Raw genomic sequence first — 14,328 nt, 5'->3', positions numbered from 1 at the left:
GTCGGACCGCTTAGGGCGGTCGGACCGGGGCAACGGCCTCTACTTCACCGGCGACGACACGCGGGGAGCGTCGGGGTCGTTGAGTCGGGGCTTGGCGGGCGGCGGGCCAGCGGGCTTGGCGGGCGGAGTGAAGGCTTTGGTCTGCACGGCTTCGCCTTCGCTGAGGGTTTCGGCGGGGTTCAGCACCAGCAGCTCGCCGCCCTTCAGGCCCTGCGATACTTCGAGCTGGTTGCCAAAATCGCGGCCCGTGGTGATGGGCTGGTAGTGGATTTTGCCGTCCTGCACGGTGGCGACGCGGCTGTCGGTGCCGCCGGGCACCAGCGCGTTGGCCGGGATGATGACGCTGGGCGCGGTGCGCGGCAGGAAGAATTTCACCTGGGCATAGGAGCCGGGCCGCAACTGACCACTTGGGTTCGGAATCTGAACTTCGGTGAGCAGGGTGCGGGTATTGGGGTCGAGGGCCCCGGCGTTGCGCACTACCTTGCCCTTGAAGGGTTTGCCCACGTATTCGGGAACGAGATAGTCGGCCGCCATGCCGCTTTTGATGGAGGGGGCGAAGTTCTGCGGCACCTGTACGAAGGCACGGAGCGTGCCGGTCTGCTCAATCTTGAACAGCTGCGAGCCCGTCGCGTTGCTGCTGCTCACGAGGCTGCCCACTTCCACGTTCCGCTGCGTGACGGTGCCGCTGAACGGAGCCGTGATGCGCCGGAAGTTCTGCTGCGCCAGCAGCTGCTGCAACGCCGCCTGCTGTACCGAAAACTGCGATTTGGCCACATCCAGCTCCTGCTTGGAAATAGCACCGGGCAGGGCCACGCCGGCCAGGCGGTTGTAGCTGGTTTTGGCCAAGCCGAGGTTGGCGCGGGCCTGGGCCACTTGCTGGTCAAGTTCGGGCGTGGTGACTTCGGCCAGCACCTGCCCGGCGTGGACTTTCTGGCCAATGTCAGCGCTCCACGATTTCACGAAGCCGTTGGCCTGGGCAAAAACGAAGGTTTCGCGCAACGATTTAGTATCGGCGGGCAGGGTGACGGTAGTGGTATCGGGAGCGATTTTGGCTTTGGCGACGGTCACGGTCGGTGTGGCGTCGGTGACTTGCGCGGCTTCGGCGTTGCGGGCTTTTTCCTGCTTGTGGCGGGGCATGTAGCCAAGCACGAACAGGCCGGCGAAAACGCCCAGTACAATGAATATTATCAGCCAGAACCGGCCGGAAGATTTGGAATCGGACATGGATTTAATAAAATTTCACGCAGTGTTCCGCAGTATTGTACTTGCATATGAGCACTGCGAGACACTGCGCTTGACACTGCGGAACACTGCGTGAAAAGCTAAGCCGTTTGCGCCCGCACAGGCTTGGCTTTTTTCAAATACGAAAACATTATTGGCACAAAGAACAGCGTCGTCACCGTCGCCAGCATCAGTCCGCCAATTACGGCGCGGCCGAGCGGGGCGTTCTGCTCGCCGCCCTCGCCCATGCCCAGTGACATGGGCAGCAGGCCGATAATCATGGCCAGAGCCGTCATTAGCACCGGGCGCAGGCGGGTGAAGCCGGCATCCAGCGCCGCATCGCGGGGGCTCAAATCCGGTTCTTCCTCGCGGCGTTCATTGGCAAAAGTCACTAGTAGAATAGAGTTGGCCGTGGCCACGCCGATGCACATGATGGCCCCCATCAACGCCGGGACGCTCAGCGTGGTTTGCGTCACGAACAGCATCCACAGAATGCCGGCCAGCGCGCCCGGCAGAGCGGTGATGATAATGAGCGGGTCCATCCAGCTCTGGAAGTTCACCACCATCAGCAGGTACACCAGAATGATAGCCCCGGCCAGGCCCAGGCCCAGCCCGGCGAAGGACGTCCGCATGGAATCGGCCTGCCCGCGCAGGGCCAGCGTGGTGCCTTTGGGCAGCGTTTTCTCGGTGTCGGCCAGAATTTTACGGATATCCTTACTCACGCCGCCCAGGTCGCGGCCCGAGACGCTGGCGTACACGTCCACGGTGCGCTGAATGTTGTAGTCGGAGGCCACGGCGGTGGTCTGGGTGCGGCGCGTGGTGGCGAAGCTGCTGAGTAGCTGGGCCTGGCCCTGGCCGGCCCCGGTCACGCCGATATTGCCTACTTCATCGAGGGTGGAGAGGGCTTTGGGCGGGGTTTGAACGGCTACCGTGTAGCTTACGCCGGTGGTGGGGTTCAGCCACTGGTTGGGACTGGTCTGGGTGCTCGATGAGAGGTTGACCAGCACGTTGTTGGCAATGTCGCGCTGCGAAAGGCCGGCTTCCTGGGCCCGCACCCGGTCGATGTCGACGCGCAGCTGGGGCTGGTCGAATGCCTGGTACACGAAGGCATCGACGAGGCCGGGAATCTTCACGATTTTAGCCTTGATTTCGCCGGCAATGCGCTGGTTGGCTGCCTTGTCGCGGCCAATTACCTGAATATCAATCGGGGCGGGCAGGCCGAAGTTCAGGGTCTGATTCACGATGTCGGCCGGCTGGAAGAAGATGGTCAGGTCCGGGTATTGCTTATGAATCTGGCGGCGGATTTCGTTGATGTAGTCGCCGGTGGGGCCGTGCTCCTCCTTCATGCTCACCAGTATTTCGCCGTCGCCGGCCCCAATGGTCGGGTTGTCGCTCAGCAGCAGGTTGATGGGAATCACGGGCAGGCCAATGTTGTCGAGCACGAGGTCCAGCTCTCCGGCCGGAATCACGCTACGAATCACATTTTCGACCTGCCGGAAGCGCACTTCCGTTTCCTCCAGGCGCGTACCGGTGGGCACCCGGACGTGCAGGCGGAGCTGGCCAGCATCCACGGTCGGGAAAAAGTTCTGGCCGATGAGCGGAAACAGCCCCAGCGAGCCGATGAAGAGCACCGCGAAGGCTAGCACCACCTTCGGCCGGTTGCCCAGCGCCCAGGCCAGCGCCCCGCCATACACCGTCCGGAACTTCTCAAACTGGTGCTCGAAGCCCTTGTGCAGCTTCCAGACCCAGGTTTGGGTGATGCCCTCGGCCGACTTCCGCTCCGAATCGGTAATCTCGTCCTCGGCTTCTTCCTCGGGGGTGCCGCTGGGGTGGGCCTTCTCGAACTGCTCGCGGCGGATGCGCTCCAGGTCGCGCTCTACCTGGCTCACGGGCTGGCCATCGCGGGTGTGCTGGCTGGGCAGGTCGGGCTCCTCCTGAGCGTGGTAAATGGGCAACTCCTTGCGTAGCAGGAACATCACCAGCGTGGGCACCAGCGTCCGGCTGAGGATATAGGAGGCCAGCATGGCGAAAATTACGGCGGTGGCCAGCGGCGCGAAGATGGCCGAGGCCACCCCGCCCAGAAAAAACACCGGCACAAACACAATACAGATGGCCAGCGTGGCCACCAGCGCCGGCGTGGCAATCTGCTGCGCACCATCGAGAATGCTGCGCTTAAGCAGCTTCTTCATGCCCATGTTGCGGTGAATGTTCTCGATTTCCACCGTCGCGTCATCCACCAGAATGCCCACGGCCAGCGAGAGGCCACCCAACGTCATGATATTCAGGGTCTGCCCCAGAATATTCATCATAATAATGCTGACCAGAATCGAGAGTGGAATACTCGTCGCAATAATCAGCGTAGAGCGCCAGGAGCCCAGGAACAGCAGAATCATCAGGGCCGTGAGGGCCGCCGCGATGCAGGCTTCAATGATAACGCCCTTGATGCTGGCCCGCACAAAAAACGACTGGTCGAACAGCAGTTTGATGTTGAGGCCGGGCGGCGCGTTGGCCTGGATGTTGGGCAGCGCCTTCTTGATTTTGTCGATGATGTCAAGCGTGCTGGCCGCCCCGCTTTTCAGAATCGGAATAATGGCGGTACGGCGGCCGTTCTGGCGCACGATGTTGGTTTGCACAGCCGCTCCCTCATGCACAAAAGCCACGTCCCGGATGTACACCGTGGTGCCGTCCGTCGTTTTGATGGGCAGGTCGTTGAGCGAGGCAATAGCATCGGGGCTGGAGTTCAGCTTCACGTCGTATTCGCGGTCGCCGATTTTGGCCGAGCCGGCCGGGATAATGACGTTCTGGGCCAGCAGAGCGTTGACCACGTCGTTGCCACTCAGGTTTTTGCCGGCCAGCTTATCCGGGTCGAGGTCGACCATAATCTGCTTGGGCTTGCCGCCATTCGGCAGTAGCACCGAAGCGCCCTGCACCACCGCGAGGCCCGGCCGGATGAAGGCGTTGGCCGCGTCGAACAGGTCGGACTCGCCCAGCGTTTCGGAGCTGAGCGAAGTCTGCGCAATTGGCACGTTGGAGGCCGAGTAGCGGATGATGAGCGGCGGCGTAATACCGGGCGGCAGCACCCGCAGTAGCGTCTGGGTGATGGCCGTGAGTTGGGCTACGCCGGCATCGGGGTTGGAGCCGGGCTGGAAGAACACCTTAATCAGGCCCACGCCTTTCAGGCTCTGGCTTTCCTGGTGCTCCACATTGTTCACGGTGGTGGTGATGGCCCGCTCTACCGGCACGATGATGCGCTGGTTCATCTCCTCGGGGGCCATGCCCGAGTAGCCCCACACCACGCCCACTACCGGAATCGGAATGTCGGGGAAAATATCCACCGCCATGCGCTGAATGGTGAGCGCGCCGCCCACGAGAATCAGCAGCGCCATTACCACGAATGTGTAGGGGCGCGCCAGCGCTAGTCTAACTATCCACATATTATGTTCGGCTACTTCTGCATTTGCCTTTTCGGCCGCAAGGGTCTTTAACCGGTCGGGCCGATTAATGGTTGGCTTGCAGGGGTAAAATTAACCCCTCATTAATGCAAAAGGCCTTCTTCATCGACCAGCACGGGGTATTTCACCGACTGAAAAGGGGCATTGGAGGACCGGAGCAACCTTAAGCCACCGCCGTGCCTACAGCTGGTTTTTCCGGCAACGTTTTTGGTTCGTAAGCCAGCCGTAACAGACTGGGTAGCACCACCAGCAGCAACGGCAGGGCCAGCAGCAGCCCGCCAATTACGGCAATGGCCAGCGGCTGGTGCAGTTGCGCGCCCGCCCCGATGCCCAGCGCCAGCGGGGCCAGCGCCGCGATGGCCGAAAGGGCCGTCATCAGCTTGGGCCGCAGGCGGGCCGCGATGGCGTAGCCCACGGCCTGCTCCACGGGGTTGCCCTCGGCCAGCACCTCAAAAAACTGCTGGAAGGTGAAAATCGCATTTTCACCGATGATGCCCACCACCATAATCAAGCCGGTGTAGGAGCCCACGTTCAGCGGTGTGTTGGTGAGGTACAGCGCCAGCGAGCCGCCGGCCGGCCCCAGAATTGCAATGAGCAGAATCAGGCCCGCTGCTTTTAAGTCCCGAAATAGAAACAGTGCCACCGCAAACACCAGCAAACAGGCCGTGCCCAGAATCGTGAGCAGCTCCTGAAACGACTGCTGCTGCTCGGCATACGAGCCGCCGTACTGGACGAAGTAGCCGGGCGGCAGCGGCACTTCCTTATCGAGTTTCTGACGAATTTCGCTCATCGCGCCGCCCAGGTCGCGGCCGTCGAGGCGGGCCGTGACGGCGGTCATGGCCTGGAGGTTCTCGCGCTCCAGTTCGGCGTCGCCGGCGGTCACGCGCACGGTGGCCAGCTCATCGAGGCGGCGGCGCTGGCCGTTGGGCAGGAACACGGGCTCGCCGCGCATCTGGGCCAGGGTGGCCTGGGCGGCGTTGGGGTAGCGCATCCGAATGTTGAGGAGCTGTTCGCCTTCGAGCACGTTGCCGGCCGTGGTGCCGGCCAGCTGGGTTTGCAGCTGGGTCTGGAAATCGGTGGCGGTGAGGCCGTACTGGGCCAGGCGGCGCGGGTCGGGGCGCACGTCCACGCTCGGGCCCATCCGCACAATGCCGTCGAATACGTCGGCGGTGCCGGCCACGCCTTCCACCACTTTGGTTACCTGGTTGGCTAAGGCGTAGCGCTTGGTGGCATCGGGGCCAAAAACCTTGATTTCGATGGGCTGTACGGTACTCATGAGGTCGCCCAGCATGTCGCCGATTACCTGGCCGAAGTCGATGGTGAGGGCTGGCTGGGTGGCTTCGATGCGCGTGCGGATGTCGGAAATGACTTCCTCAGTGCTGCGCTTGCGGTCGGTTTTGAGGCGGATGAGGTAGTCGCCCCGGTTGGGCTCAGTGATGAAGAAACCCATCTGGGTGCCGGTGCGGCGCGAGTAGCTGGCCACTTCCGGCACTTTCACAATGAGCTTTTCGGCCTGGCGCAGCATGCGGTCGGTTTCCTCAATGCTGGTGCCGGGCGGCGAGTTGTAGTCGAGCACGATGGCACCCTCGTCCATGTCGGGCAGGAAGCCGGTGGCCAGGCGCGGGATGATGAGCACCATGCTGCCAATAAGCACCAGAATACCGATAATGGAATAGGCTGGGTGGCGGATGACGGCCTTCACCCAGGGGATTTCGTGGTGGGCGGAATCGACTTTAGCGGCCGCTTCGGGGGTGACCGAAGCCGGGGTGGGCGCGGCTGCCAGGGCGTGGGTTTCGTCGGCGAAGTAGGGGTCGTTGGTCGTCGATGGGCTGCCCGTGGCGTGGGGCGTCTCAGTTGCCACCACCTCCGCTTTGCGCTTACGGCTCAGCAGCAGATAAATCACCGGCAGCCCCAGCCACGCCACTAGGAAGGAACACACCAGCGCCACTACCATCGTCGTAGCCAGCACCTTGAAATATGCCCCCGCCACGCCGCCCAGCAGCGCAAACGGCAGGAAAATCACAATCGTACTCAGGCTCGACCCAATTAACGCGGGCAGCAGATGCCCCACCGACCGCCGCACCACTTCGCCGGGCGTGGCATCGGGGTGTTCCTCGCCCACGCGGTGCAACTGCTCCACCATCACCACGGCGTCATCAATCATCAGGCCGATGGCGGCAGCGATGGCCCCCAGCGTCATAATATTAAAGGAGTAGCCCAGGCCGAAATACAGCACCGCGATGGTGAGCGCCAGCGCCACCGGAATGGCCCCGAGAATCGTCATCGTGGCGCGGAAGGAGCGCAGGAACAGCGCCGTGACCACGAGGGCCAGCGCCAGGCCAATCCAGAGCGCATCCTGTACAGACTTCACCACTTCGGCCACGAAATCGGCCTGGTCATAGTAAGGAGCCAGGCGCACGCCGCGCGGCAGGCCCGATTGCAGGGCCGCCACCTTGGCCTTCACGCCATCGGAAACGAGGACGACGTTGGCATCGGGCTGGCGGAGGATGGAGATGAGCACGGCATCGGAGCCATTGGCGTTGATGCGGGTGTACTCGGGCTGCTCGCCCAGGCTCACGGTGGCCACGTCGGCGAGGCGCACGATGCGGCGGCCGTCGTTGCGGAGCACGATGTTTTCGAGGTCCTCTTTTTCAAGGATGGTGGCGTCCGTCACCGTGAGGTAAAGGCGGCGGTAGTCGCTGAGGTAGCCGTTGCTCTGTACGAAATTGGTGGCGGTGAGGGCCTTCGTGATATCATCCGGCCCCAGGGCCAGGGCAGCCAGCTGGTCGGGCAGCAGCTGCACCTGATACTCCTTCGTGCGCCCACCCTGAATCTGCACCGACGACACGCCATCGACCTGCGACAAAAACGGCTTGATGGTATAGAGGGCCAGCTTGCGCAGCTCCAGCGCCGAGCGGCCCGGCGCTTCCAGCGTGTAGCCCATTACCGGCAAAATGGCCGGGTTCATGCGCTCCACCGAGATTTGCACGGTGCCGGGCAGGTCGCCCCGAATCTGGTTCAGGCGCGACTCAATCAGGGTCTGGCTCTTGGCCACGTCCACGCCCCAGTCCAGGAACGCCGAGATTTCGCAGCTGCCCCGGCTGGTGGTGCTGCGCAGCAGCTTCAGCCCCGGCACCCGCTTGATGGCGTCCTCCATGGGCTTGGTCACGGTCACCATCATGCGGTTCACGGGCTCCAGGCCATTCTCAGCAATCACCTTCACCTTCGGAAACGTCACCTCCGGGAACAGGGCCACGTTGATGCGCCGGTAAGCCACCGTGCCCAGCGCCAGGGCCAGGGCCAGCAGCACCGCGATGGGGGCCTTGTAGGCTTGAAAGATGGAAGGACGGTTGGGCATTGGGTTGAACTGGTTGTTACGCTGGCGCGCCGTTGCTACTCTTTTTCCGCCGCTACCGGCCGCGTCACTTTCACGGCGGCCGTGTCATCCAGCCCAAAATTTCCGCTGAGCAAAATTTTGTCTTTGGGACTAAAGGCCGGCTGCTTGATTTCGATGTGGTCCTTTTCCTGCGCGCCTACCGTCACCGGGACCTTCACAGCGGTGGAGTCATTTAGCAGCTTCATCACCCAGAATGTGGTTTGCGTCTCATCCGTGAGCACCGCGCCGCGCGGTAGGGTGCGGGCCAGGTGCGGCGCGGTTTTATCGAGCTCAACCTGCACGGCCAGGTTCTCCGGCAGCTCCGGCACCGGGCCAGTGGGCCGGATGGTGTAGCGCTGGGTCTGAATGCTGACATCGGCGGTGGCCAGCACCTCGGCCACGCGGCCGTTCAGCACGCGGCCGTCGGGCAGGATGATGCGGCAGGTCTGGCCGGTATGCACGTAGCGCAGCTGCGTCACGGGCACGTCGAGGATGAAGCCGAAGCGGTTGCGGTCGTAGGTGAGGCCGAGCTGCTCGCCGTCCTGCACGTAGTCGCCGGCCAGCTTGTCCACCGTGGCCAGGATGCCCGTGCGGGCCGATTTAATCTGAATGATGCCGCTGAATTTCAGGCGCGGGTCGCCGGTAAGCTTGTCGAGGTGCAGGGTTCTCGACTCTTTGGTCTGGATAGTGAACACCGTTTGGCCGGCCCGCACCAGCTGGCCCACCACGGGCGTGGGTTGCAGCACGTAGCCGGTGGTGGTGGCCCGCAGCGCATCCTTTGCCGGAAAGGCCGAAACGGCGCTCAGGCGTAGCACGTCGGTAAGGGTATCGGTTTGCACGGTGCCGATGGTGACCAGGGCCTTCGGTTTCACGGCGGGCTCTTCCTCGCCATCGGCGGGCGCGGCGGCATCGCCGGCGGCGGCGGGGTCTTTCGCGCCGCAGGCCGCGAGAAAGGGGAGGAGCAGGAGGAAGCGAAAACTATTCATAAGGTAAAATAATGTAGCGTGGACTCTGCGAGTCCGCGAGCGCGCGCAGCGAGCATTCGGAATCCTTACGTTTGCTCAACGCCGGATGCTCGCTGCGCTCACTCGCGGACTCGCAGAGTCCACGCTACTGCTCGGCCAGGTAGTCCAGGGCAAACCGGCTTCTCAGTTGGTCGGTCTGCGCCTGGGTCAAACTAAACTGCAAGGTCCGGTAGCTGGTCACTAGGTTCAGGTAATCGAGAATGGCCACGTCGCCCGTCGCCAGCTGCTGGCGGGCCGCGCCCACCAGCGCATCGGCCACCCGCAGCTGCTCCCGGATGCGGCCCAGCAGCGCATCGGAGGCCTGAATCAGGCCCTCCAGCTGCTCGTACTGCTGCTGCCGCTGCACGGTAATGAACTGGCGGTAGCCGCGCCGGCTCTGCTCGCTCAGCTCAATGCGTTGGTATTGCAGCTGGCGCTGGTGCCCATCGAAAATAGGAACGGTAAGCTGCAGGCCGCCCCCGATGCCCACGCTATGGGCCAGCGCCACAGGCAGGTAAGAGGAAGATTGCAGGCCGCCATCGAGCACGGCGCTCACTTTGGGTCGGTAATACGCATCCACGGCCCGCCGGTCGAGCAGCAAGCGGAGGCTGTCGAGGGTGTACTGGCGCTGCGCCGGGGCAAGCAGGCCGGCCAGCGGGCGGTGGGTGGGCGGGGTAGGGGCTTCGATGCTCACCAGCGCCGTATCGGCCACGCCAGCCAAGGCGCGCAGCGTGCCCAGCTCGCGGCGGTAGGCCAGCAGGTTTTGCTCCACGGTCACCTCCTGGGTGCGGACCGAGAGGTAGAAGCTCAGGTACTGGGTTTGCTTGAAAATGCCGCCATTCACCAGCTGGCGCAGCATTTCATCCTGCTGCCGCAGCTGGCCGAGCAGCGTGCGGCTGAAGCTGAGCTGGGTTTCGGCGGCGTAGGCGGTCAGGAACTGGTCGGTGATGTTGCGGCGCAAATCCAGCGCTGACAAGCGCCCCGTATTGCGCAGCACTTGGCCCTGGCTGGCGATAATCTGATAGTCGTTTTGAAGCTGGAAGCGGTTGAGAATGGGCTTGGTGGCCTGGGCAAAGGCCGCGTAGTTACCGCCGTTGGAAATGGCGTTGTCGTAGCCCAGCACGCTTTCGCCTTGGCTATTCGTTATTGAAGGATAATAGAGCGCCGACCCGATGCCCCCCACCTGCACGCCGTTCTGGCGGGCGCGGACCAGGCTGTCGATGCGGTTCTGGCCGACCTGATTGGCGGTTTCGCGCATCAGCGGGCTGTTGCGGCGGGCCACCAGCAGGAACTCATCGAGGCGGCGTGGGCTGGCGGGGGCGGTGGCCACGGCCGGCAGGGGCGCGAGCACGGCCGGGGCGGGAGCCGTCTGGGCACGGGCGGCCCCGGCAAATAGCGTCGGCAGGCCCCCAAGGGCCAGGCACCAAATCAGGCGGGGAAGGCGAGCGAACAACAGAAGGGGGAGGATGGTAAGCGCCACAAAGCTGCGGGGTAATTCTGAAGAAAATCGGCCACTTGCCCGGCAGCCGGCCTTCATACGCATAACCTCACAGAATATATACAAACTTTGGGCCTTCCTTCGCGGCCGGGCCGCCCGCCACTCAGCCTCCTGCTTATGAAAATTCTCCTTGTTGAAGACGAAGCTGCCCTGCGCACGGCCCTCATGGGCTCGCTGAAGCAGGCCGGCTACCTGGTCGAAGCCGCCGCCGACTTTGCCCAGGCCCACGAAAAAATTATGCTTTATCAGTACGACTGCGTGCTGCTCGACTTGACCCTGCCCGACGGCTCCGGCCTCGACCTGCTCCGCGCGCTCAAATCGGATGGTTCGCCGGCCGGCGTACTCATCATCACCGCCCGCGATGCGCTCGACGACAAAATCGCGGGCCTCGACCTCGGGGCCGACGACTACCTCATCAAGCCCTTCCACCTCTCCGAGCTCAACGCCCGGCTGCGGGCCATCATCCGCCGCCGGCAGTTCAAAGGCCAGCAGCAAATCGTGTTCCGCGACCTGCTGGTGCTGCCCGAGCTGGCCGAAGTACACGTCCGTGGCGAAGCCCTCACCCTCACCCGCAAGGAGTACGACCTGCTCCTGTACCTGCTGGCCAATCCCGGCCGCGTGCTCACCAAAGAAGCCATTGCCGAGCACCTCTGCGGCGACGCGGTGGACGCGGCCGACTCCTTCGACTTCATCTACACCCACCTCAAAAACCTGCGCAAGAAGCTTCAGGAGAAGGGGGCCGAAAATTATATTCGAACCATGTATGGCGTTGGGTATAAGCTTAGTCACGACTAAGCAACGTCGGGCTTATCTTTCCGAAGCCGATGAGGTGTACAATCGAAAGATTGCGGGTGGCTGTTAAGCCTTTAGCGGCGCGCCTGCGAAACCGTACCGCCCCTTTGTTTTAGCCTGCATGAACCTGCTCAACGCTACTACCCGCTACTATCTCCTGCTGGCCCTGCTCTTGTTTGTGGGAGGCAGCCTGGGTCTGTATTACGGCATCAATCTGGCGCTGCGCACGGAGGTAGGGGAGCAGCTGGCCGACCGCCGCCGGGAGCTGCTGGCCAAAGCCCGCGCCAACGAGCTGCCGCCCGTGAGCCAGCTGGCCATCCTGCTCGACATCAGCCGCACGCCCCGCCCGCTGGGTTTCCGCGATACGATGCTGCTCGACCATACCGAAAATGAGCTAGTGCCGCACCGGCAGCTCACGTTCCCGCTCACGGTGCGCGGCGAAGGGCCGGTGTGGGTCACGCTGCGCAAGTCGCTGGTGGAGGCCGAGGACCTGCTGGGCGTGGTGCTGGCCGTGATGCTGAGCGTGCTGGCCCTGCTGCTCGGCGGCATGGTGGCGCTGAACCGCTGGCTGTCGGCCCGGCTCTGGGCACCCTTCCGGCACACATTGGCGGCCCTGCGCGAGTACGATTTGCAGCAGCACCGGCCCCTGGCGCTGCCCGCGCCGCCCGTGGCCGAGTTTGCCGAGCTGAACCAGGCTCTGAACGGTTTCAGCCAGCGCTTGGTGACCGATTATGAGAGCCTGCGCGAGTTCACGGCCAACGCCGCCCACGAAACCCAGACGCCCCTGGCCATCATGCAGGCCCAGCTGGAACAGTTGCTGCAAGTGCCCGCCCTGGCCGAAGACCCCGCCGCCGCCCCGCTCGTGGCCGACCTCTACGGGGCTACGCTGCGCCTCTCGCGCCTGCATCAGGCCCTGAGCCTGCTCAGCAAAATCGAAAACCGGCAGTTTGCCCAAGCCCAACCCGTGCGCCTCGACCAGTTGCTGGAAGAGCGGGTGGCCCAGCTCGAACCCCTGTTTGAAGCCCGCGAGCTGCGCTACGGCCTCGACATCAGTAGCGGCCCCGTGGTGGTACAGATGCACCCCGGCCTGGCCGACTCGCTGCTCCAAAACCTGCTGCAAAACGCGGTGAAGCACAACGTGCGCGGCGGCGAGTTGGTCGTTTTTTTATCTGCGAGTGAGCTGAAGGTCAGCAACACCGGACCGGCCGTGGAGGGCGACCCGGCCCGGTTCTTCGAGCGTTTCCGTAAGCACAACGCCGCCTCCGAGTCGCCGGGCCTGGGCCTGAGCATCGTGCAGCAAATATGCGGCTACTATGGCTTCGGGGTCGAGTACTCGATGGCGAAGCAGGGCACCCGCCACACCCTGCGCGTCGTGCTGAAACCCACGGCCGAGGTGCCCGCGAAAAAAAGCAGCGTGGCCGTTGTTGCCACAGAGTAGCTCCAGAATGGCCGGCTAGATTTGGTGAGACATTCACCTTTTTAATTCCTGCAATTCTATGAAAAAGCAACTCTTGCTGGTCGCTACGGCCGTGCTTACTGCTGGTGCCGCCCACGCTCAGAAACTGGCCGCCGCACAAGTGCCGGCTGCTGCCACCGCCACGTTCAAAAAAACCTTCCCCACCGTGAAAACCGTGAAATGGGAGAAGGAGGGAGCCGACTACGAAGCCGGCTTCGACATGGGCAAAGCCGAAATGTCGGCCGTCATCACCGCCGCCGGTGTGCTGAAGGAAACGGAGACGGAAATGGCCGTGGCCCAACTGCCCGCCCCCGTGCAAAAGGCACTGGCCACCAGCTACAAAGCCTATAAAATCACGGAGGCCGCCAAAATCGTAACTGCCGCTACCGGCGCCACCACCTTCGAGGCCGAAATCAGCCAGGCGGGCAAGCACCGCGATGTGCTGTTCAACGCCGACGGCACCGAAGTGAAGAAATAGCGGCTTCCCGTTTTTCTCTGCGCTAACCGCCCGGTTGCCTTTGCGGCGGCCGGGCGGTTTTGTTTGATAATAAACCCCGCCGGATGGGGCGCGTATGCCATTTGTAAGCTTTTCGGCGGCTTCTCGTCTTCATCAAAAGCACAGGCCGCGCCGGTAGCATTACGCCTTCAATCGTTTCTCCACCAATCCCCCATTTCCCCGCATGGCATCTCCCGACCCCCGGCGTCTCGCCAATCAAATTGCCCTCGTCACGGGGGCCAGCTCCGGCATTGGCGTGGCCGTGGCCAAGGGCCTGGCCGCCCACGGTGCCAAAGTAGTGGTGAACTACGCCCACGACGAAGCCGGGGCCAATGCCACCGTGGCCGCCATCGAGGCGGCCGGCGGCAAGGCCCTGGCCATCAAGGCCGACGTGAGCCAGGAAGCCGAGGTGCAGGCCATGTTCAAGCAGGCCATCGAGCACTTCGGCACCATCCACATTGTGGTGGCCAATTCCGGCATTCAGCAGGATTCGGCCTTCATTGATATGACCCTGGCCCAGTGGCAGAAGGTGATTGACGTGAACCTGACCGGCCAGTTCCTGTGCCTGCGCGAGGCGGCCCGCGAGTTTATCCGGCGCGGCGTGCAGCCCGAAATCTCCAAGGCGGCCGGTAAAATCATCTGCATGAGCTCGGTGCATGAAGTCATTCCGTGGGGCGGGCATGTGAACTACGCGGCCAGCAAGGGCGGCATTATGCAGCTCATGAAAAGCGTAGCCCAGGAGCTGGCTCCGCATAAAATCCGGGCCAACAGCATCGGCCCCGGGGCCATTGCCACGCCCATCAACCTCACGGCCCGCGACACGCCCGAAGAGGAAAAAGCCCTGCTCACCCTCATTCCCTACAACCGCGTGGGCGACCCCGACGACGTGGGCAACCTCGCCGCCTGGCTCGCTTCGGACGAAGCCGACTACATCACCGGCCAAACCATTTTCATGGACGGCGGCATGACCCTGTACCCCGGGTTCGCCTCGGGCGGCTGAGCAGGGGAGAAGCAGATAATAAAGACCGTCATG

At 63.2% G+C, this 14,328-nt stretch carries 9 protein-coding genes; 4 read left to right on the top strand and 5 right to left on the bottom strand.

Going from position 1 to position 14,328, the window contains the following annotated elements; all coding sequences use genetic code 11:
• Positions 1–39 precede the first annotated feature (39 nt).
• From ACVWYF_RS03495 to ACVWYF_RS03475, 5 genes are all read right to left on the bottom strand, one after another.
• Positions 40–1,224: an efflux RND transporter periplasmic adaptor subunit gene (locus tag ACVWYF_RS03495; RefSeq protein WP_457064656.1), complete on the bottom strand. Its 1,185-nt coding sequence runs from the start codon at positions 1,222–1,224 to the stop codon at positions 40–42.
• 98 nt (positions 1,225–1,322) lie between these two features.
• Positions 1,323–4,655: an efflux RND transporter permease subunit gene (locus tag ACVWYF_RS03490; protein ID WP_457064654.1), complete on the bottom strand. Its 3,333-nt coding sequence runs from the start codon at positions 4,653–4,655 to the stop codon at positions 1,323–1,325.
• A 181-nt stretch (positions 4,656–4,836) separates the two neighbouring features.
• Positions 4,837–8,031, bottom strand: a complete 3,195-nt coding sequence (locus ACVWYF_RS03485; protein WP_457064652.1) for an efflux RND transporter permease subunit — start codon at positions 8,029–8,031, stop codon at positions 4,837–4,839.
• Between the two features lie 35 nt (positions 8,032–8,066).
• On the bottom strand, positions 8,067–9,035 hold the full coding sequence (locus ACVWYF_RS03480) for an efflux RND transporter periplasmic adaptor subunit (protein ID WP_457064650.1): 969 nt from the start codon (positions 9,033–9,035) through the stop codon (positions 8,067–8,069).
• Between the two features lie 124 nt (positions 9,036–9,159).
• Positions 9,160–10,506, bottom strand: coding sequence for a TolC family protein (locus ACVWYF_RS03475; protein WP_457064648.1), 1,347 nt, complete (start codon positions 10,504–10,506; stop codon positions 9,160–9,162).
• A gap of 162 nt (positions 10,507–10,668) precedes the next feature.
• Here ACVWYF_RS03475 and ACVWYF_RS03470 point away from each other — a divergent pair, with 162 nt between their 5' ends.
• The 4 genes from ACVWYF_RS03470 (at position 10,669) to ACVWYF_RS03455 (ending at position 14,295) form a co-directional block, all read left to right on the top strand.
• Positions 10,669–11,346, top strand: a complete 678-nt coding sequence (locus tag ACVWYF_RS03470) for a response regulator transcription factor (protein WP_457064646.1) — start codon at positions 10,669–10,671, stop codon at positions 11,344–11,346.
• A gap of 118 nt (positions 11,347–11,464) precedes the next feature.
• Complete coding sequence (locus tag ACVWYF_RS03465) at positions 11,465–12,781, top strand: sensor histidine kinase (protein WP_457064644.1); 1,317 nt, start codon at positions 11,465–11,467, stop codon at positions 12,779–12,781.
• 58 nt (positions 12,782–12,839) lie between these two features.
• Positions 12,840–13,277, top strand: coding sequence for a PepSY-like domain-containing protein (locus ACVWYF_RS03460; RefSeq protein ID WP_457064642.1), 438 nt, complete (start codon positions 12,840–12,842; stop codon positions 13,275–13,277).
• 202 nt (positions 13,278–13,479) lie between these two features.
• Entirely contained in the window at positions 13,480–14,295 is an 816-nt protein-coding gene (locus ACVWYF_RS03455; protein WP_457064640.1) for an SDR family oxidoreductase, read from the top strand.
• Positions 14,296–14,328 lie beyond the last annotated feature (33 nt).

It is taken from the genome of Hymenobacter sp. UYAg731 (assembly GCF_054061335.1).
Note: the sequence above shows the minus strand (reverse complement) of the source record. Positions and strands in the feature narration are given on the sequence as shown.

What these genes read in the sequence shown, in the direction of transcription:
- ACVWYF_RS03495 (WP_457064656.1), bottom strand. Translation starts at nt 1,224, where the DNA reads ATGTCCGATTCCAAATCTTCCGGCCGGTTCTGGCTGATAATATTCATT.
- ACVWYF_RS03490 (WP_457064654.1), bottom strand. Translation starts at nt 4,655, where the DNA reads ATGTGGATAGTTAGACTAGCGCTGGCGCGCCCCTACACATTCGTGGTA.
- ACVWYF_RS03485 (WP_457064652.1), bottom strand. Translation starts at nt 8,031, where the DNA reads ATGCCCAACCGTCCTTCCATCTTTCAAGCCTACAAGGCCCCCATCGCG.
- ACVWYF_RS03480 (WP_457064650.1), bottom strand. Translation starts at nt 9,035, where the DNA reads ATGAATAGTTTTCGCTTCCTCCTGCTCCTCCCCTTTCTCGCGGCCTGC.
- ACVWYF_RS03470 (WP_457064646.1), top strand. Translation starts at nt 10,669, where the DNA reads ATGAAAATTCTCCTTGTTGAAGACGAAGCTGCCCTGCGCACGGCCCTC.
- ACVWYF_RS03465 (WP_457064644.1), top strand. Translation starts at nt 11,465, where the DNA reads ATGAACCTGCTCAACGCTACTACCCGCTACTATCTCCTGCTGGCCCTG.
- ACVWYF_RS03460 (WP_457064642.1), top strand. Translation starts at nt 12,840, where the DNA reads ATGAAAAAGCAACTCTTGCTGGTCGCTACGGCCGTGCTTACTGCTGGT.
- ACVWYF_RS03455 (WP_457064640.1), top strand. Translation starts at nt 13,480, where the DNA reads ATGGCATCTCCCGACCCCCGGCGTCTCGCCAATCAAATTGCCCTCGTC.